The sequence below is a fragment of the Pseudomonas meliae genome (assembly GCF_001400515.1).
GTDB classification, from domain to species: domain Bacteria; phylum Pseudomonadota; class Gammaproteobacteria; order Pseudomonadales; family Pseudomonadaceae; genus Aquipseudomonas; species Aquipseudomonas amygdali.
Genome location: NZ_LJQT01000252.1, coordinates 1 through 19,392, shown reverse-complemented (window position 1 = coordinate 19,392; position 19,392 = coordinate 1). Strand labels below are relative to the sequence as shown.

At 58.8% G+C, this 19,392-nt stretch carries 19 protein-coding genes; 10 read left to right on the top strand and 9 right to left on the bottom strand.

Going from position 1 to position 19,392, the window contains the following annotated elements:
• Positions 1 to 31: 31 nt before the first annotated feature.
• From ALO64_RS11505 to ALO64_RS11490, 4 genes are read right to left on the bottom strand one after another with little or no spacing between them, the layout of a single operon-like run.
• Positions 32 to 748 (bottom strand): PA5502 family lipoprotein, encoded by a 717-nt coding sequence (locus ALO64_RS11505; RefSeq protein WP_044320895.1) that lies wholly within the window; start codon positions 746 to 748, stop codon positions 32 to 34.
• Positions 749 to 786: 38 nt separating this feature from the next.
• Entirely contained in the window at positions 787 to 1,575 is a 789-nt protein-coding gene (znuB, locus tag ALO64_RS11500) for a zinc ABC transporter permease subunit ZnuB (RefSeq protein ID WP_005731662.1), read from the bottom strand.
• The gene (znuC, locus tag ALO64_RS11495) at positions 1,568 to 2,365 is read right to left on the bottom strand and encodes a zinc ABC transporter ATP-binding protein ZnuC (protein ID WP_044320894.1); all 798 of its coding nucleotides are present in this window, start codon (positions 2,363 to 2,365) and stop codon (positions 1,568 to 1,570) included. The genes znuB and znuC overlap by 8 nt, the downstream gene beginning before the upstream one ends.
• On the bottom strand, positions 2,365 to 2,847 hold the full coding sequence (locus ALO64_RS11490; protein WP_002551451.1) for a Fur family transcriptional regulator: 483 nt from the start codon (positions 2,845 to 2,847) through the stop codon (positions 2,365 to 2,367). The genes znuC and ALO64_RS11490 overlap by 1 nt, the downstream gene beginning before the upstream one ends.
• Before the next feature lie 67 nt (positions 2,848 to 2,914).
• On the opposite strand from ALO64_RS11490, the gene znuA reads away from it, so the two are divergent.
• Complete coding sequence (znuA, locus tag ALO64_RS11485; protein WP_044343827.1) at positions 2,915 to 3,856, top strand: zinc ABC transporter substrate-binding protein ZnuA; 942 nt, start codon at positions 2,915 to 2,917, stop codon at positions 3,854 to 3,856.
• Between the two features lie 125 nt (positions 3,857 to 3,981).
• Here znuA and ALO64_RS11480 read toward each other — a convergent pair whose 3' ends face one another.
• Both ALO64_RS11480 and ALO64_RS11475 read right to left on the bottom strand, forming a co-directional pair.
• A complete protein-coding gene (locus ALO64_RS11480; RefSeq protein WP_044320893.1) occupies positions 3,982 to 4,932 on the bottom strand; it encodes a homoserine kinase in 951 nt (316 codons plus the stop codon).
• Positions 4,933 to 4,968: 36 nt separating this feature from the next.
• The gene (locus tag ALO64_RS11475) at positions 4,969 to 5,256 is read right to left on the bottom strand and encodes a DUF2782 domain-containing protein (protein WP_004655238.1); all 288 of its coding nucleotides are present in this window, start codon (positions 5,254 to 5,256) and stop codon (positions 4,969 to 4,971) included.
• 74 nt (positions 5,257 to 5,330) lie between these two features.
• Here ALO64_RS11475 and polA point away from each other — a divergent pair, with 74 nt between their 5' ends.
• On the top strand, positions 5,331 to 8,096 hold the full coding sequence (gene polA / locus ALO64_RS11470) for a DNA polymerase I (protein ID WP_044343828.1): 2,766 nt from the start codon (positions 5,331 to 5,333) through the stop codon (positions 8,094 to 8,096).
• A 241-nt stretch (positions 8,097 to 8,337) separates the two neighbouring features.
• Here the strand turns inward: polA and yihA are convergent, their stop codons facing one another.
• On the bottom strand, positions 8,338 to 8,973 hold the full coding sequence (gene yihA, locus ALO64_RS11465) for a ribosome biogenesis GTP-binding protein YihA/YsxC (RefSeq protein WP_044320891.1): 636 nt from the start codon (positions 8,971 to 8,973) through the stop codon (positions 8,338 to 8,340).
• A 295-nt stretch (positions 8,974 to 9,268) separates the two neighbouring features.
• Here yihA and ALO64_RS11460 point away from each other — a divergent pair, with 295 nt between their 5' ends.
• The 4 genes from ALO64_RS11460 (at position 9,269) to ALO64_RS11445 (ending at position 13,730) form a co-directional block, all read left to right on the top strand.
• Complete coding sequence (locus ALO64_RS11460; protein WP_044343829.1) at positions 9,269 to 9,913, top strand: thiol:disulfide interchange protein DsbA/DsbL; 645 nt, start codon at positions 9,269 to 9,271, stop codon at positions 9,911 to 9,913.
• Between the two features lie 9 nt (positions 9,914 to 9,922).
• The gene (locus tag ALO64_RS11455; protein WP_002555686.1) at positions 9,923 to 10,798 is read left to right on the top strand and encodes an endonuclease/exonuclease/phosphatase family protein; all 876 of its coding nucleotides are present in this window, start codon (positions 9,923 to 9,925) and stop codon (positions 10,796 to 10,798) included.
• Positions 10,795 to 12,855, top strand: a complete 2,061-nt coding sequence (locus ALO64_RS11450; protein WP_044320890.1) for a GGDEF domain-containing protein — start codon at positions 10,795 to 10,797, stop codon at positions 12,853 to 12,855. The genes ALO64_RS11455 and ALO64_RS11450 overlap by 4 nt, the downstream gene beginning before the upstream one ends.
• A gap of 95 nt (positions 12,856 to 12,950) precedes the next feature.
• Positions 12,951 to 13,730, top strand: a complete 780-nt coding sequence (locus ALO64_RS11445; RefSeq protein ID WP_044343830.1) for an N-acetylmuramoyl-L-alanine amidase — start codon at positions 12,951 to 12,953, stop codon at positions 13,728 to 13,730.
• Positions 13,731 to 13,798: 68 nt separating this feature from the next.
• Here the strand turns inward: ALO64_RS11445 and ALO64_RS11440 are convergent, their stop codons facing one another.
• Together ALO64_RS11440 and algB are read right to left on the bottom strand one after the other, a co-directional pair.
• Positions 13,799 to 15,586 carry a KinB sensor domain-containing domain gene (locus ALO64_RS11440; RefSeq protein WP_044343831.1) on the bottom strand — a complete coding sequence of 596 codons (1,788 nt, stop codon included), beginning with the start codon at positions 15,584 to 15,586 and terminating at the stop codon, positions 13,799 to 13,801.
• A 10-nt stretch (positions 15,587 to 15,596) separates the two neighbouring features.
• The gene (gene algB / locus ALO64_RS11435; RefSeq protein WP_002555682.1) at positions 15,597 to 16,943 is read right to left on the bottom strand and encodes a sigma-54-dependent response regulator transcription factor AlgB; all 1,347 of its coding nucleotides are present in this window, start codon (positions 16,941 to 16,943) and stop codon (positions 15,597 to 15,599) included.
• 197 nt (positions 16,944 to 17,140) lie between these two features.
• Between algB and ALO64_RS11430 the strand changes: the two genes are divergently transcribed.
• From ALO64_RS11430 to ALO64_RS11420, 4 genes are all read left to right on the top strand, one after another.
• Positions 17,141 to 17,980: a BON domain-containing protein gene (locus ALO64_RS11430; RefSeq protein WP_005731654.1), complete on the top strand. Its 840-nt coding sequence runs from the start codon at positions 17,141 to 17,143 to the stop codon at positions 17,978 to 17,980.
• 228 nt (positions 17,981 to 18,208) lie between these two features.
• Positions 18,209 to 18,496: a hypothetical protein gene (locus ALO64_RS11425; protein ID WP_044343832.1), complete on the top strand. Its 288-nt coding sequence runs from the start codon at positions 18,209 to 18,211 to the stop codon at positions 18,494 to 18,496.
• 57 nt (positions 18,497 to 18,553) lie between these two features.
• The gene (locus tag ALO64_RS24235) at positions 18,554 to 18,718 is read left to right on the top strand and encodes a DUF1328 domain-containing protein (RefSeq protein WP_002555679.1); all 165 of its coding nucleotides are present in this window, start codon (positions 18,554 to 18,556) and stop codon (positions 18,716 to 18,718) included.
• 2 nt (positions 18,719 to 18,720) lie between these two features.
• Positions 18,721 to 19,188 (top strand): inhibitor of vertebrate lysozyme family protein, encoded by a 468-nt coding sequence (locus ALO64_RS11420; RefSeq protein WP_044343833.1) that lies wholly within the window; start codon positions 18,721 to 18,723, stop codon positions 19,186 to 19,188.
• Positions 19,189 to 19,392: the final 204 nt, after the last annotated feature.

The window sequence follows — 19,392 nt, the reverse complement described above, 5'->3', positions numbered from 1 at the left end:
GGACGCTCTGCGTCCGCTTTGAAGAATCGACTCAGGACTTCGCTGGCGTCAGAATGATCTGCGCTTTTTCATTGCGCTCGATCTGGCGACGCAATTGCAGCTCGAAATCCGGATTGGCCTTGGCCACCCGTTTGGTCAGCAACGTGGCCAGCCACGGATAGTCTTCGGTGCGCGGCACTACCATCAGCACTTCACAGTTGAACGCTACGGTATCCGCTGCGATATCGTCCAGTTGACGACGCAATGCACGCATATCGCCGATCTTGAGTTCAATTTTCGTGCTTTCTGCCGACGGATCGATGAGCTTGGCAACCCTTCTGGCTTCGGCCGCCTTCAAATCAGCTTCGGCTTTCTCCAGCTCAGCCTTGCGCGCATGAGCGATAGCGCCGTTGACGCCACTGGTCAGTGCCGGTGCCTTGGGCATCAGCGCGCGCGCACGAGTGAGTGCGTTGGCCGCCGCATTCATATCACCCTTCTGCAGGCTGATCTGGCTGCGACTCAGATAGGCTTCGGCCAGACGACGCTGAAAAGGCTCGAGGCGAATATCGGCAGGATTGGCGGCCTGCAACGCGGCCAGTTGATCCTCGGCCGTCGCCAGCTCATTGCTGACGATGTTCTGCTCAAGCTGAGCGAACGCGTCAGGCTGAACGTCGGAGGCAGGCGTCTCGGCAGTGGGCGCACTCTGGCAGGCACCCAGCAGGATGGAAAATGCGACAAGCAGCAGATAGCGTGGGGCGAACGGCTTCATTCCTGCGATTCTCTAGTTTGCGCAAAAAACGAGCAAGTCTACACCGCTCGCCTGGGTAGAACAAAGCTGAGCAAAAACAACGCTGCAGCGGATACCACTATAGACGGTCCTGCCGGGGTGTCCTTGAACCATGACAATGATAGCCCGACACACACGGCTATCACGCCTAACAGGCTTGCACCCAGCGCCATCTGCTCCGGCGAGCGGGCGTGACGCTGCGCCGCAGCGGCGGGAATGATCAGCAGCGACGTGATCAGCAGAACGCCGACGATCTTCATCGCCACAGCGATCACCACGGCGATCAGCAGCATCAGCGCCATGCGCAATGCCGCGACGGGCAGGCCTTCGACCCGCGCCAGCTCTTCATGCACGGTGATTGCCAGCAGCGGGCGCCACAGCGCAACAATCAATACCAGCACCAGCGCGCTGCCGCCCAGGATCCAGGTCAGATCAGCCGGGCTGATGGCAAGCAGGTCGCCAAACAGATAAGCCATCAGGTCGATACGCACTTCATGCATGAAGCTGAGCACCACCAGGCCGAGCGACAGCGTGCTCGGTGCGAGGATCCCCAGCAGTGTGTCCGAGGCCAGCGGCTGGCGCTGTTGCAGCGTGACCAGCAGCACCGCCAGCAGCAGGCAGCCGACCGTCACTGCAATGGTCGGGCTGATATCCAGCAGGAAGCCAAGCGCCACACCGAGCAATGCTGCGTGGGAAAGCGTATCGCCGAAGTACGCCATGCGCCGCCAGACCACGAACGACCCGAGCGGGCCTGCGACGACAGCCAGAGCAACGCCTGCGAGCAAGGCATACAGTAAAAAATCAGCCATGCTTGCAGTGGTCTCCGTGAACATGAGTGTGGGTAGGTGACGAAGTGGTCGGTGCATCATTCACCACAGCGCCATGCAGATCGTGGGCGTGGTCGTGATGGTGGTGATAGATCGCCAGGCTTTGCGCATTTTTGCCGAACAGCTCGACAAACGCCGGATCATGGCTGACGTGCTCGGGATGCCCGGAGCAGCAAACATGGCGGTTCAGACAGACCACCTGATCGGTCGTGCTCATGACCAGATGCAAATCATGAGACACCATCAGCACTCCGCACTGGTGGCGGTCGCGCAACCGGGTAATAAGGCCGTACAGCTCGGCCTGACCTGCCACGTCGACACCCTGCACCGGCTCATCGAGCACCAGCAATTCAGGCTTGCGCAACAAGGCTCGGGCCAGCAGAACGCGCTGCATCTCGCCACCGGAAATACCTTGAATCGGGCTATCGATGACCTTCTCGGCCCCGACTTCTTCCAGGGCAGACTCTGCAGCCATGCGGTCCACACCGGGCACCAGACGCAAAAAGCGCAGCACCGACAGCGGCAGCGTCTGATCCACATGCAGTTTTTGCGGCATGTAACCGACACGCAGCTTCGGCTTGCGCCAGACGGTTCCGGAGTCGGGCTTGAGCAGCCCCAGCACTGCACGCACCAGCGTGGTCTTGCCAGCGCCGTTAGGGCCGATCAGCGTAACGATTTCGCCGGGCTTGACGCTCAACTGGATGTTGTCCAGAACGCTTTGCCCGGACAGCGTTACAGCGACCTGCTCCAGACGTATCAATGCATCCGTCATCAAGCCGCCTTGCAGCCGGCGCATACACCCACGATCTCGACCGTCTGGCCTTCGACCGCGAAGCCAACGCCTGCAGCGGCATCGATGACGGCATTGCTGATGGCTGGGTGCTGCAGCTCGATCGCCGCGTGACACAGGCGGCAAATCAGAAACTGCCCCTGATGCGCATGAGTGGGGTGATTGCAGCCGGTGAACGCGTTGAGTGAGGCGATGCGGTGCACCAGACCGTTTTCCAGCAGGAAATCCAGTGCACGATAAACGGTTGGCGGCGCAGCGCGGCGACCGTCTTCATCACTCAGCACTGCAAGGATGTCGTAGGCACCCAGCGGCTTGTGGCTTTGCCAGACCAGTTCCAGCACGCGACGGCGCAAGGTGGTCAGGCGCAGCCCCTGTTTGGCGCACAGGGCGTCCGCTTCGGCGAGTGCCGAATGCACGCAGTGAGAGTGGTCATGGGGGCGACTGGCCAGGGGAGTATTGGGCATGAGCAGCGACGATATTGGCTAGAGACGTTATTATGTTACCTGTTCCTGGCTTATATGAGTGATTCGAGTGCGCCGTCTTTTAAATCTTGTTGCTGTTTTGTGGGTCAGTCTGCTGGTCATTTCCCCTGTTCAGGCCGAGGTCCGGGTGCTGACCAGTATCAAGCCATTGCAGCTGATTGCAGCGGCTGTGCAGGATGGCGTTGGTACACCGGAAGTGCTTCTGCCACCGGGTGCCTCACCGCATAACTACGCGCTGCGTCCATCCGACGTACGGCGCGTGCAGGAAGTAGAGTTGCTCTACTGGATCGGCCCGGACATGGAAGCTTTCCTGCCGCGCGTCCTTCAGGGCCGCAAACTGCCTGCAGTTGCCGTACAGACACTACCGGGCATGCACTTGCGTCACTTTGGCCAGGACAATGCCTCGCATGATGACCACGAACATGATCACGACAACGATTCAGACGAACATGATCATGATCACCGGCCCGGCAGCCTGGATTCACACCTGTGGCTGTCGACCGTCAATGCTCGGGTGATTGCCGCGAAAATGGCCACAGACCTGAGCGCCGCCGACCCTGCCAATGCAGCTCGTTATGCGAGTAACGCTGCCGCATTCAGCAAACGCCTTGACGCGCTGGATGCTCGTATCAAGGGTCGGGTCAGTGCAGTGGCAGGCAAGCCTTACTTCGTCTTCCACGAGGCGTTCGATTATTTCGAAGAGGCTTACGGGCTCAAACACGCCGGGGTATTCGCCATCGCCGCCGAGATCCAGCCCGGCGCCCAGCACGTCGCCGCCATGCGCGAACGCCTGAAAGCTGCCGGCAAGGCCTGTGTATTCAGTGAACCGCCACTGCGCCCGCGTCTGGCTGAAACCTTGAGCGCAGGCCTGCCGGTCAAGCTGGCGGAGCTGGATGGACTGGGCGGCTACACCCCGGCCACCGCGCAGGGTTACGAGCAAGTCCTGCAAAAGCTGGCGGATGATTTGGCAGGTTGCCTGAGCAGTCTCTGACTGCCACCGCCCACATAGCAGCACTGCTGTGTGACGCAGAGCGTCACGCACTGCATTCCCACGCGGAGCATGGGAACGAGAGTCAACCGTCCGACTGGTTCAGACGCGCGGAGACAGGTCTGGTCTCAGAGCGCAAACGGCAAGGCTATGTGCGCTTCCTGGCGCTCAGCCAGACGGCGCTCGAACTCCGCAGGGTCATGAATCAGCACGTCCTGACCGGCGAAGGTTTCGGCAGCGATCAGGCGTGACAGCCAGAAGCGCACGCAGGCGATGCGCAACATGGTCGTCCAGAGCTTCGACTCCGCCGCAGTGAATGGTCGCAAACCTGCATAAGCCCCCAGCAGCGCACGAGCACGGACGGCATCGAGCTGGCCGTTTTCACGCGAGCACCAGTCATTGAGGGCAATCGCCAGGTCGTAGAGCATCGGCCCGGAACAGGCGTTATAGAAGTCGATCAGCCCGGTCAGGTGCGTGCCTTCAAACAACACGTTGTCACGAAACAGGTCCGCGTGCAGGTTGGCGCGCGGCAACGCCATGATCTGTGGCTTGAAGTCTTCGATCTCTTGAAGGCTCTTTTCCAGCAAGGCTCGCTGGGTTTCGCCCAGATGCGACAGAAAATTGCGCCCCTCACTCCGCATCCAGTCCAGACCTCGATCGGTCTTGCGCTCCAGCACCTGCTCACGGGTCGCCAGATGCAGGTTGGCCAATAGCTCGCCAATCTGCACGCAGTGCTGGGTATTGGGCTCGCTAATGTGCTTGCCTGGCAAACGTGGCTGCAGAAGCGCCGGTTTGTCCGCCAATTGCCGCAGGGCCTCACCGTCGGTGGTGCGCAATGCGTACGGAACCGGCAAATCGGCATCGTGCAGCACGTCGAGCAGCTCGATGAAGAATGGCATCTCCTGCACCGGGCCGCGTTCGACCAGCGTCAGAACGAATTCGCCCTGCTCCAGACTGATGAAGTAGTTGGTGTTTTCGCTACCGGCGGCAATGCCCTGATAGTCAAGCAAACGGCCGAGCCCATAAGGGGCGAGAAATGCTTCCAGCTCGGGCCGGGCCAACGGGGTAAAAACGGACATGTCAGAACTGCCAGCAATTAAAGTGAATGTAGGTGGCTACCATTCGAATATTTTCCACTCCGGGATCAGCATGTCCGGTTGGTCCGAACGGATAAAATTGGGACTTGTACCATCGGATCGCACCAGAAAATAGGGCTTGCCGTGTTTGGGGGTAATCTTCACAGCATACAGAAAGCCGTTCTGGCGGTATTCCTGAATGGTTTTGTCCCCGTCGGTGCGGATAGTAACGTCCGGTGCAGCCGAAGGTGGGTCCTCTGCTGAAACTGCGAGCAAAGGACAAAATGCCAACAGGCCGGTCAATATCAGTCGATTTACCTTGCACATGATAACCTTGTCCCTTTGTCGTCAATGGTCCGCGCATTCTAGCGCCGGCCCCGCCGAAAAGGTTGATTCTGCTCATGACCCAAGCGCCGCTCGTCCTGATAGACGGTTCCTCTTACCTCTATCGCGCCTTCCACGCACTGCCACCACTGACCACGTCCAAAGGATTGCCGACGGGCGCCGTCAAAGGCGTGCTCAACATGCTCAAAAGCCTGCGTCGCCAGTACCCGGACAGCCCGTTTGCGGTGGTCTTCGATGCCAAGGGCGGGACTTTCCGCGACGCGCTGTATACCGATTACAAAGCCAATCGGCCCAGCATGCCGGATGACCTGCGCGTGCAGGTCGATCTGCTGCATGCTTGCGTCAAGGGCATGGGCTATCCGCTGCTATGCGTGGAAGGCGTTGAAGCAGACGACGTGATCGGCACCCTGGCGCGCAGCAGCGCAGCAGCGGACCGTCCGGTGATCATCTCCACCGGTGACAAGGACATGGCGCAACTGGTCGACGGGCACATCACTCTGGTCAACACCATGACCGGCAGCGTGCTGGACGTGGCTGGCGTGAAAGAGAAGTTCGGCGTCGGCCCGGAGCACATCATCGACTACCTCGCACTGATGGGCGACAAGGTCGACAACATACCTGGCGTCCCCGGCGTCGGCGAAAAGACTGCCGTCGGCTTGCTGGTTGGCGTGGGCGGCGGAATCAAGGAGCTTTACGAACGCCTCGAAACGGTCGCGACCCTGCCTATTCGTGGAGCCAAGACCCTGGCGGCCAAGCTTGAAGAGCATCGTGCGATGGCCTTCCTGTCCTATGAACTGGCAACTATCAAGATCGACGTGCCACTGGACATCGAACTGGACCAGCTGCATTGCGGCGAGCCGGACCGCGACAAATTGATGGAGCTGTACGCCGAGCTGGAATTCAAAAGCTGGATCGAAGACCTGCAACGTGATGCCAAACGCGCCGGGCAGGAACTGGCCGTCGAAGAGCCAACCGTCGAGGCAAAAGAAGCCGCCTATGAAGTCATTCTCGAGCAGAGCCAGTTCGACGCGTGGCTGAAGAAACTCAACGCCGCGCCGCTGTTCGCCTTCGTGACCCAGAGCAACGGCACCGACGCCCAGCGCGCGCAACTGGTAGGTTTGTCTTTTGCCATTCAGACCCACGAAGCCGCCTACATTCCGCTGACCCATTCCTACATGGGGGTGCCGCAGCAACTGGACCGCGACACGGTGCTCAAGGCGCTCAAGCCGCTGCTTGAAGACCCGGATAAAACCAAGGTCGGTCAACACGCCAAGTTCGCTATCAACCTGCTTGCCAACTGCGCGCTCGACGGCGATCAGACCCAAGGCATCGACCTGCAGGGCGTCAGGTTCGACACTATTCTGGAGTCCTACGTTCTGGATTCCACTGCCACCCGCCACGACCGCGACAGCCTGGTGGCGAAGTACCTGACGCACACGCCGATCAACTTCCAGGAGATCGCCGGCAAAGGCGCCAAGCAACTGACCTTCGACCAGATCGCCATCGAGCAGGCTGGCAATTACGCAGCCGAAGAAGCCGACCTGACCCTGCGCCTGCATGAAGTCTTCGAAGCGCGTCTGGCCGCAATTCCAACCCTGCAGCCGGTCTTGAACGACATCGAGATGCCGCTGGTGCCCGTCCTGGCAGGTATCGAACGCCAGGGCGCACTGGTCGATGCCAACCTGCTGGGCATCCAGAGCGTCGAACTGGGCGACAAGATGACCGCGCTGGAGCGCGAAGCCTTTGCTATTGCCGGTGAAGAGTTCAACCTGGGCTCGCCCAAGCAGCTCGGCGTGATTCTCTACGAAAAGCTCGGTATGCCGATCCTCAGCAAGACCGCCACCGGCCAGGCATCGACTGCCGAGGCCGTGCTGGCCGAACTCGCCGAGCAGGACTTCCCGCTGCCCAAGGTACTGATGCAATACCGCTCGATGAGCAAGCTCAAGAGCACTTACACCGACCGCCTGCCGGAGCAGATCAACCCGCGCACCGGACGCATTCACACCTCCTATCACCAGGCAGTGGCGGTGACCGGGCGCTTGTCATCCAGCGATCCGAACCTGCAGAACATCCCGATCCGTACTGCTGAAGGCCGACGCATCCGTCAGGCGTTCGTGGCCCCCAAGGGCTACAAGCTGCTGGCGGCAGACTATTCGCAGATCGAACTGCGCATCATGGCGCATCTGGCACAGGACGAAGGCTTGCTGCATGCCTTCCGCAACGACCTGGACGTTCACCGCGCGACGGCAGCGGAAGTCTTCGGCGTCGAGCTGGAAAACGTCACCACGGACATGCGCCGCAGCGCCAAAGCGATCAACTTCGGCCTGATCTACGGCATGAGCGCGTTTGGCCTGGCCAAACAGATTGGCGTGGACCGCAAGCAGTCACAGGCTTATGTCGACCGTTACTTCGCCCGCTACCCCGGCGTGCTGGATTACATGGAGCGCACACGTGCTCAGGCCGCCGAGCAGGGTTTTGTCGAGACCATTTTCGGCCGTCGCCTGTACTTGCCGGACATCAACGCCAAGAACCAGTCCCTGCGCAAAGGTGCCGAACGCATGGCGATCAACGCGCCGATGCAAGGCACTGCGGCGGACATCATCAAGAAAGCCATGGTGCCCGTGAATGGCTGGCTGGAAGAATCCGGTCTGGATGCGCGGGTCATTCTGCAGGTGCATGACGAACTGGTGCTGGAGGTGCGCGAAGACCTGGTCGATCAGATCAGTGAACAGATCCGCCCACACATGAGTGGCGCAGCAGAATTGGCAGTGCCGCTGCTGGTGGAAGTCGGGGTCGGCAACAACTGGGACGAGGCGCACTGACTCTGAAAGGGCGAACCTGTCAGCAGGTTCGTCAAACATTGTAGGAAATGTGAACTTTTCTTCATTGCTGGAACTTAACCGTTTGGACAGGAGTCAGAGGTCTCGATTGGTTGAAAAATCGATCGTGCTCCTAGTTGTGTTAAGTGTTGGCAGTTATCCAGATCCCACCCTAAGGTCTGGACCTTAAGCCCCGGAACTTCCCCCTCCCCATGCGAAGTCCGGGGTCTTTTTTGCCTGCGATTTACTCCGCAGGTGCCTTGTCTTCCAGTTCCATCCAGTCGGCCAGCACGGTGTAAGCCTCTTCCAGCCCCATGCGCTTGGGAGCCGAGAACAACTGGATGCTCACTGCATCGCCCCAGCCTTTGCGAATTTCGGCCTGAACCTTGAGCAGCGTGTTCTTCGCAGCGCCATAGGTCAGCTTGTCGGCCTTGGTCAGCAGAATGTGCATCGGCATGTTGCTGGCGATGGCCCAGTCCAGCATCAACAGGTCGAAGTCGGTCATTGGATGACGGATATCCATCATCAGGATCAGACCCTTCAGGCTTTCGCGGCTGCCCAGATAGGCTTCCAGGTGGCGCTGCCAGTGCAGTTTGAGCGGGATAGGCACTTTGGCGTAGCCGTAGCCCGGCAAGTCGACCAGACGTCGATTTTCATCCAGCCCGAAGAAGTTCAGCAGTTGAGTGCGCCCCGGCGTCTTGGAGGTGCGCGCCAGGCTGGCATGGGTCAGCGTGTTCAGCGCGCTCGATTTGCCTGCATTGGAACGACCGGCAAAAGCGACTTCAAACCCTTCGTCGTCGGGGCATTGGTCGACCTTGGCGGCGCTGAGCATGAACGTGGCCTGTTGGCACAGACCGAGGATGGGGTTTTTGAGTTGCATGTGATTTCCGGTGAAGGCCCTGCCTGCAAAGCGAGCGGCAAGAGGTGTAGGTTTCGTTTGGATGCGTAGGCATATAATGACACACCTGCCCCCCGGCCCACACTGGCACTGTATCGGGCCGCTCTGGCTGGCGGCTGGAACATTCAGACATGACCTGCTTGACTCCTTATGCAAAAAGGCCGTCCGTGGTCGCCCATTTTTACAACCTCAGCGTTACACTAAACGAACTCAGGCTTTCGCGTTCGGTCGAAACCACCGTCGCTTGAAGGCGATTCAATCTGCTCAGGAGTAAAGCATGCGTAATCTGATCATCAGCGCCGCTCTGGTTGCCGCCAGTCTGTTCGGTATGTCCGCCCAGGCTGCCACGCCCATCGAGGCGGGCAAGCAATACGTCGAGCTGGCGAGCGCTGTGCCTGTTGCCGAGCCAGGCAAGATCGAAGTCGTCGAGCTGTTCTGGTATGGCTGCCCGCACTGCTACGCGTTCGAGCCAACGATCAATCCGTGGATTGAAAAACTGCCGTTCGACGTCAAGTTCGTACGCATCCCTGCCATGTTCGGCGGCCCGTGGGATGCACACGGCCAGCTGTTCATCACCCTCGACACCATGGGCGTCGAGCACAAGGTTCACGCGGCCGTATTCGAAGCCATCCAGAAAGGCGGCAAGCGTCTGACCGACAAGAATGACATGGCTGACTTCGTCGCCACACAGGGCGTGAACAAGGAAGACTTCCTGAAAACGTTCGACTCTTTCGCAGTCAAGGGCAAGATCGCCCAGTACAAGGAACTGGCCAAGAAGTATGAGGTGACTGGCGTTCCGACCATGATCGTCAATGGCAAGTACCGCTTTGACCTGGGTTCTGCCGGAGGTCCGGAAAAGACTCTGGAAGTTGCCGATCAATTGATTGCCAAAGAGCGAGCGGCTGCTACAGCCGCCAAGTAAGCGCCCGCCATGCGCCGCTGGGGCAAGGGCAGCACCCGTATCGTTGGCCTGCATGATCCGCAGGTCAACGAACATCATCTGACGCAAAACGGCCTGCCGGAAGACGGCAGGCTGCGTTTGCTCAGTTTCAATATCCAGGTGGGTATCAGTACCCAACGCTACCACCACTACCTGACGCGCAGCTGGCAGCATCTGCTGCCACATGGCGGCAGGGCAGGCAACCTGCAGAAAATCGGCGATCTGATCAACGATTTCGATCTGGTGGCGTTGCAGGAAGTCGATGGCGGCAGCATGCGTTCCGGCTTCGTCAATCAGGTCGAGCACCTTGCTCAACTGGGTGGCTTTCCGTACTGGTATCAACAGCTCAATCGCAATCTCGGTCGCCTCGCCCAGCACAGCAATGGTGTGCTGAGTCGCTTGCGCCCGACCAAGATCGAGGATCATCCGCTGCCGGGTCCGGCCGGGCGCGGGGCAATTCTTGTCCGCTTCGGCGAAGGCGAAGATGCGCTGGTGGTGGTCATGATGCACCTGGCTCTGGGCACTCGTACCAGAACCCGGCAACTGGCTTACATTCGCGACCTGATCGGCGGTTATCGCCATCAGGTTCTGATGGGCGACATGAATACCCACGCCAATGACCTGCTGGAGCACTCGCCGCTACGCGATCTGGGCCTTTTGGCACCGCAAATCGAAGCGACCTTTCCAAGCTGGCGACCACAACGCTGCCTTGACCACATTCTGCTCAGCCCGACCCTCACGCTTGAACGCGTACAGGTACTGGCGCAGCCCATTTCCGACCACCTGCCGGTTGCTGTCGAGATTCGCCTGCCAGACTCACTGCGTGGGGACTCACTGCCTGTGCCCTCCGGTGGAAGCCTTGCATGAGCGACGACGCGGAGCGTTGGAAAGAGAAGTACCTCAAGGGAATCGAGCAACAGGATAAGCTCGAAAAGCGCTGGGATGCGCGGCTCGACTTGCTGCGCCGCGGTCTGGTGCGCAGCAGTCTGGCAGCAGAAGGCTCTGACCGCGCCGTCGATGAATGCATGAAGGAAATGCGCGAAATTGTCCGCAAGGACGATATGGACGCCGGTCTGGCAGCCTTGATTCCGCGCCTCGAAAAAGCCGTACTGGACTCCGAGCATCGCCGTGAAGTACGGGTCGGGCAAATTGGCTCGGCACTGACCGCACTGGTTGCACAACTGCAAGCGCTACCGTTGCCACGAGAGGTACGCAAGCCACTCAAGCGCTTTGCCAAGGACCTTGAAGAACGTGCATCGCAGGCGCGCGAGCTGCCTTTGCTGCTCAGCGAGTTGAGTGGTTTGCAGGGCCAGGCCCTGACCCTGCTCGAAAAGCACGAAGAGGGCCCACGCCAAGGGCTTCTGCAGCGTTTGTTCGGTTCACGGGACGAACATGGCAATGAGCGCCCTCCCGAGGCTGCCCACCCCGAAAACGCCCCTTCTGCTCAGGAAACGCATGAGACGCACGTGCAACCTGAGGCCGCGAACGCTCAAGCGCCGATAGACGTTGCCGCAGCGGAAGTAGAAGCTGCCATTGCCCCCGACATCGTCAACCAGAAGACAAAGGACGCACACACACTGCCGCCACAGGTTTCAGAAGCCGAAACCGCTATCGTTACGGCACCTGAAACACCTGTGCCATCGCCAGCCGCAGCAGCCCTTGCTCCAGCCCTGGCCGAAACAGTCACCGAACCTGCGGTTGTCCCTGTCGAGCCTATCGATTTTACTGACCTGCTGGGCCCCGTTCCGTCAGTGCCCTACCAGCAACGGCCTGTGCCAATCATCCAGGCATTGGAAGAACCGCAAGAAGATGCCGAATCAGAAACCGAGACGGTGGAAGGCGAAGAGGGTTATTCGCTGCCCTCCTCGCCAGAACCCAGCTACAGCTCGGTGGCGGCACACATTGAGGAAACCCTGCTGGGCCTGCTCGATGACCTGACCTTGTCGGAGCACTTCCGCCCGCAGGTCGAGGACATGCAGTTACGCTTGAAACATGGGCTCAACTGGTACGAACTGCTACCGATCCTCGACGATCTGGCAGTTCTGATGCTGGCAATCAACAACGGCGGCCAACAGGAATTCAGCACCTACCTCAAACAACTCAATGAGCGGCTCGAATCGTTTCAGAGCCATTTGCAGGCTGCCAGTGAAGATCATGCCGAGGATCAGTCCACAGCCCGCGACCTGAACGAGCAGTTGCGCGAACAGGTAGGCGGCCTGCAAATCAGCGTTCAGGACGCTTCCGACCTGACCAGTCTCAAGCAGGTGCTCGACAACCGCTTTGAAGGCTTGCTCAGCACCATGGACCACTACCAGCTCAAGCGTGACGCACGCGAGCGGGAAGTTGCCTCGCGGCTGCAAGGCCTTTCGGCCCGCGTTGCAAGCATGGAGCAGGAAGCGCTGGGTTTCAGGACTCACCTGGAAGAACAGCGCCAAAAGGCCTTGATCGACCCGCTCACCGGCCTGCCCAATCGCGCAGCCTGGGGCGAGCGCCTCGAACAGGAGATGAGCAAGTGGCAACACGAGAAAAACAGCCTGCTGGTGTGCATTCTGGACCTGGACCACTTCAAGCGAATCAATGACGGATATGGCCACCTGGCAGGCGATAAAGTGCTGAAGATCGTCGCCAACGTTTTCAGGAAACGCCTGCGCAGCGACGATTTCCTCGCCCGGTTTGGCGGTGAGGAATTTGTCATGCTGTTGCCTGCTACACCTCCCGGCACCGGTCTGACACTGCTCGACGAACTGCGCACGGCGGTGGAGTCATGTCCGTTTCACTTCAAGGGCGAACGCGTGACGATTACAGTGTCCATTGGAGTGACGGCTTTTCGAACGGCTGAACGCAGTGACACTGCGATCAAGCGCGCCGATCAGGCGCTGTACAAGGCCAAGGAAAATGGCCGAAACAGGGTCGAACAAGGCTGACTGAAACATTTTGACCTGAACGAGCACGTCAATGCCGAAGCTATTTGCACGCATGTTGTTATGATATTGCATTTCCCGCTGACGCTGCCGATCCCATGAAACTGTATTTCTCTGCCTTTCTGCTGCTCATCCTCACTGCCTGCGCCAGTGGCCCCAGGCTGGACACCAGCCATCCATCGGTGAACTTCGATGGCCGGGTTCAGTACGTGGTCATGCATTACACCTCGATCTCGATGGAAAAATCCCTCCAGCTTCTGACCCATGGAGAGGTCAGCAGCCACTATCTGATTGGCGATGACAGCAAGGCCACTATCTACAAGCTGGTCGATGAAAGCGCCCGCGCCTGGCATGCTGGCGAAAGCGAATGGGAAGGCCGTACCTGGCTTAATTCCAGCTCGATCGGCATCGAGATCGTCAACCCCGGCTTCAAGGACACACCGGCAGGCCGGTTGTGGTACCCCTACACTGAAGCACAGATCCAGTCGATCACAGTACTGCTCAAAGACATTGTCAAACGCAACAAAATCGATCCAAAACACATCATCGGCCACAGCGACATAGCGCCGACGCGCAAACAGGACCCTGGCCCGCTGTTCCCCTGGAAGCGCCTTGCTGCCGAAGGGCTTGGCATCTGGCCTGACGAACGCCTGGTTGCCCAGCGTCAGGCCTTACTGGCAACCAACCTTCCGAGCATCAGCTGGTTCCAGCAACAACTGGCACGCCTGGGTTACAGCACCCCGCAGACCGGAGAGCTCGACACCGCCACGCGTCAGGTGCTGGCGGCATTCCAGATGCACTACCGCCCCGCGCGCTTCGACGGCGAACCCGATGCACAGAGCGCAGCCATCCTGCAGGTGCTTAACCGCGTCAATTAATCAGGGCACAACCTGATATTTGATGCTCTTATGAAGGGCATACATGCAGCGCCTTCAAGGCCGTGCCGTCAAAGCGGCAACGCCATATAGAACTGCGTGCCCTGCCCCGGCCTTGAATAGACCCCCATGCGCCCGCCGTGTAGCTGGACGATCTCCTTACACAGCGCCAGCCCGAGTCCGGCACCGCCTTTTTTGCGACCGACCTGCACGAAGGGTTCGAAGATTCGTCCCTGCTGCCCATAGGCAATGCCCTCACCGTTGTCTTCAACGCTGATGATCGCCCGCTCGCCATGGCGCCTGGCCTGCAGACGAATCAGACCGTTCTGCGGCGTGTGCCGCAGCGCATTGTCCAGCAGGTTGTCCAGCACCCGCTCCAGCTGGGACTGATCGGCATGCAGGCGCGGCATGGGTTCCTGCATATCCAGCATCAGTACGATGTCCTGTTCAAGGGCCTTGTCCTCGAATCGCGCTCTGGCTTCTTCGAGCAAGGTTTCGATGGAGCACGGTGCCAGTTTGAGTTTCTGCAGACCGTTCTGGTAACGCGAGAAATTCAGCAGGTCATTGATGAGCTGCATAAGGCGCTGCATTTCTTCGGTGACCGTATTGAGCAGATCGGCCTCACGGGTTTCGGGGGCGAAATGCAAGCGCTCCTGGAGAAGACCGAATGCCATGTGCATACCCGTGACAGGCGTACGCAGCTCATGCGACGCGCGCAGGACGAACTCACTGCGCACCCTCTCGAAAGCACGCTGCTCGGTGACGTCATGCAGCACCATCACCGCGCCGAGGATATGGCCTTTGGTATGACTGACCGGCGTCATGCTGTAGGTCAGCAGACGCGATTCACCGTCGATTTCGATGGCCAGGTCTTCCGGAGCACGCTCCAGCGTCCCGCCACGCAGTACCAGATGCAATTGCTCATCCAGCTCAGGTCGGCCCAACGCATCTCCAAGGCTCTGCCCGAGGCGACTCTCGTCCCAGCCGAGCTGACGCTGAGCCACAGGGTTCAAGTGCTCCAGATGCCCTTGGCGGTCAATCATCAGCAGACCATCGTCGATACTGTCGAGAACCGCTTGCAGACGCTGCTGGCCAGCCAGTAATTCATCAATATTGGTCGCCTGATGCTGACGCAGGGCTTCGGCCATGATGCCGAATCGCCGGGTCAACAGATTCATCTCGGCGGCCGACGAAATGGGCAGCGTGACTTCGTAGTCCCCTTCTCCGATGCGATCGGCAGCCTTGGCCAGCGCCTCGATCGGCGCACCGAAACGCCGGGCGATACCGTGCGCAGTCACAAAGCCGATACATAGCACCGCCAGCCCGACCAGCCCCAGCAAGCCCGCGATCCATAGTGCACGATCACGGGAGTTGATTTCGGCGCTGCTGATGTTCTCCAACGCCTTGCGATGTACAGCCAGCAAGCCGTTACGCAGGTTGTCGAAGCTGTCACTCAGCTGCGGTACGCCGCGTATGCCTCGCACATCGTTACCGTATTGCTTCCAGGTATCGATGAATTGCCGGTAATCGCCCTTGGTCTTTTCGAAACCATTGCGTACGTTTTGCTGGGTATCCTGTACCGAGCCCTCCTCCAGCAGCTCTTCAAACTGACTCTGGATTCTTTCCAGCTCAGCCTGATCGCGGTTGGAACCCGTCATCAACACCAGTTGATCACCCAGGTTCTGGCGCAGCTTCAAACCCAGATCCAGAATGGCAAAGTTATGCTGGATCAGTGATTCCTGAGTCCGGGCCATTTGCATGACGCTGACGAGCCCCAGCAGCAGTCCGAGCAAAGCAACGGTGATCAGTGCCGAGATACTCAGAAAGAGGCGGGTGCGCAGTTTCATGGCCAGCTTCATTTGAGGCCTTTCACAGGTTGTACTGTTTACGTTTGCGGTAAAGCGTCGACGCATCGATACCCAGCGTCTTGGCGGCCTGGTCAAGTGTTTCGCTGGTCGCCAGCACGGCTCCGATGTGTGCTTTTTCAAGCTCGTCCAGGCTCAAGGCGGCGCCGACACGCGGCGCATTGTTCGTCGGCTGCTCGGCCATACCCAAGTGGCTGATCTCCACACGCTCCTGCGGACAAATGATGCTGGCACGCTCGATGACGTTGCGCAGTTCACGAATGTTGCCAGGCCAGCGGTAGTTGAGCAGCGCTGCACGGGCCTCTTCACTGAACCCTCGAGCCGGGCGAGCGTACTCCTTGACGAAGCGCGCCAAAAACCGGTCCGCCAGGGTCAGGATGTCTTCGCTGCGCTCACGCAGGGCTGGCAGATGCAGAGTGATCACGTTCAGGCGGTACAGCAAATCCTCACGGAAGCGCCCGCTGCGCACCATGTCTTCCAGATTCAGGTTGGTGGCGGCCAGGATACGTACATCGGCACGTCGGGTAACCGGGTCACCCACACGCTCGTATTCCTTGTCCTGAATGAAGCGCAGCAGCTTGGGTTGCAGCGTCAGCGGGAAATCGCCGATCTCGTCGAGGAACAGTGTGCCGCCGTCCGCCTGATTCACACGTCCCAGAGTGCTCTCACTGGCACCCGTGAAGGCCCCGCGACTGTGGCCGAACAGTTCGCTTTCCATCAGTTCTGCGGTGAGCGATGGGCAGTTGATCGTGACGCAGGACTTCTTTGCCCGCTTGCTCCAGCCGTGAATCGCCCGTGCCAGCTCGCCTTTACCGGTCCCCGATTCACCCAGAATCAGGATGTTGGCATCGGTCACGGCAACCTGGCGGGCAGTTTCCAGAATGGCCATCATCGAAGGACTGTGGGAATCCAGTCCGTCTTTGGGCTTGCGAACCTCGCCTTCCAGTGCCTCAAGGCGAGCAGACAGTTGGCGCACTTCAAGCTGTTTGGCGGTAGCAAGACGCAGCTGATCGGGGCTGCACGGCTTTACCAGATAGTCGGCTGCGCCCGCCTGAATGGCATCAACAGCCGTATCGACCGCAGAGTGTGCAGTCACGATGACCACACGCATCCACGGTGCCTGAATACGCATCTGCGCCAGTACATCCAGGCCGTTATCTTCACCCAGACGCAAATCGAGAAAGCACAGGTCGAAAACCTGGCGCTGCATGAGCGTGTCAGCCTGGGCTGCGCTGTTGGCAGTGGCGACACTGTAGCCTTCGTCTTCCAGACAGTACCGGAAAGTGCGGAGGATGGCGGACTCATCGTCCACAAGCAGAATACGGCCCTGATTCTCAGTGGCTGCTTCCATTTTTCCTACGCTCCTTAATGAATTGTCTCAGTTAGTCTCGGAATCATCGGGCAAGTTGCATGGTCAATTCTGATTGATTCTTCGGCATGCATGGTAGCTTTCTGAACGCCCAATGGCGAACAGCCTGATTAATCCGCGTTTATGTCGTTAAAGCCGTCCACTCGGAGACGAAATCCCATCTCAAAAGGAACGCTCATATGTTTTCACTGAAAAAGATTGCTCTGATCACCGCCGCCGCTGCGCTGCTTGGCAGCGGCCCGGTACTCGCCCAACCTGATTTGCCCACCCAACTCGCCGAGGCGCGTCAGGAAGGTTCGATCTGGACAGCTTTCGCGCTGAACAAACATCTGAGCCCGTTCAAGATCGATGTAAACGTCGACCAGGGCACTGCGACTCTGAAGGGCAAGGTTGAAAACGAGGTTGATCGTGAGCTGGCCGAACGCATTGCGCTGGATACCAAAGGAATCGAAAAGGTCGACAACCAGCTGGAGGTAGACCCTGCCGTTGCCAGCGAGCCTGGTACGCGAACCAACATGGCCCAGCGTTTCGAAGATGCCACGCTGGTCGCGACGGTGAAATCCAAATTGCTGTGGAGCAGCGTGACTGAAGCGCTGACCATCGATGTTGATAGCAAAGATGGCGTGGTCACCCTCAAAGGCCGCGCGCAAAGCCCCGAGGCCAAAGAGCTGGCTGGCAGCCTGGCAAGCAATACTGACGGGGTGATCAGCGTCAACAACCTGATCAGCCTGAGCGCAGCCGACTCGATCGCTGCCAAGACCCAGCCCCAGACATTGACCCCAACCGAGGAAATGAGCGACGCCTGGATCACCAGCAAGGTGAAGGCGAGCCTGATTTACAGCCGGACGCTGGACGGACTCAACATCAAAGTGGATACCAAAGCCGGTGTGGTGAGCCTGAACGGCGTGGTTGCCAACTTTGCAGAGAAGGAACTGGCTGTGGAAATCGCGCGCAACATTCGTGGCGTCAAGGGAGTGAATGGCGACGCTCTGAAGGTCATGGCGCGTAGCGCAGGCTGACCGCACAGGCGCACAACGCTGAACGCTTCGTGCAGAACGCACGATTACAAAGGTGTAATCGTGCAGCTTGCTGGTAGGACGTCTCTGTAAAACTCCGCAGGCCATTGATTTTAAAGGATTTAAATTGCACCAACAAACTGGCATGCAGTCTGCAATAACCCATTCAACAAGGTCGATATACAACGACCCATCAGATTGAATGCCCACTCAGGCCAGGGGAGTTTGCAGATGAACAGCCAGCGTATTGCACAATTGCGTATCTCTCCCCTGCACATTCAGCAAGGTCTTTTTCTACTCCTTGCACTGCTTGTCACTCTGATCGCCATTCAGCAGTTCCAGCGTTGGAATCAAGCCAACGAAGCAACTCAAGCCAGACAGCAATTCATCCAGACCAGCAGCATTTCTTACCGCAGCGTAAGCGCCCCAGCGGTCAAGGATGCGTCTTCGAGCCTTCGCCCTGTCGATGGCCTGGTGTCTGTAGATGAAGTCGCACCGCAGCAAAAATGGGTTTTCTGACCCGACCTGAAAAATCGCAGCATTCACATTAAAACGGCACCAAAAAGGAGTATCACCATGTTGAGTTGGGCAATCACGTTTCTGATCATCGCCATTGTCGCTGCAGTACTGGGCTTCGGTGGTATCGCGGGCACGGCTACCGGTATCGCCAAGATCCTGTTCGTCGTCTTCCTGGTGATGTTCGTTGTGTCGTTCTTCTTCGGTCGTCGCGGTCGAGGCTGATAATGCACACGTCATTTCGCACAATGGCCGCCGCCCTGTTGATGGGCGGCAGCGCCATGGTCATGGCAGCCAATGATGGACAGTCTCGGGTCAACGAGCTTTTAAGCTCCGCTCCCGAGTACCGCACAACCTGGGCGAAGGTCGTCAAGAAGGAAGAGCGGTTGCCGGATTGGGTGATTAACCTGTCCGGAGCTTCCGAGCAGCAGATGACAGCGGCCACCGAAGACGGTGACAAGTATCTTGTCGGGCCGCTTTGCGAAACTGCCGATACGTGCAAAAGCAAACGCCTTATCGTGGCTTTCAGCCTCGACAAGGAAGATGCCTACGCCATGTTGGTTGAAGTACCTGCGGGCTTGCCTGCAGATAAATCACCAACTCGTCACGCGACTTACTGCTACCTGGGTAAGCCTGACGAGGGCATGCAAAAGCTCTTGAATGAAGAGCTGCGCAAAGACCCGAACTGGTATTGATTCAGAAGAAGGTATCGGCTTCATAAGCCGATACCTCTCTTGTTTGTGCGGCCTGAGGAAGGTGCGCGCATGACCAAGGGGCCGGGATGCGTTGATCGAATGGATCGGCGTGACCTAGGGGTACAGGGAGTACCTCCGCCAAGGGCCGGGTCAGGCAAGCTGCCGTGCAAGTCCTCAAGAATGCGTGAGACTGTCAGAAATTTT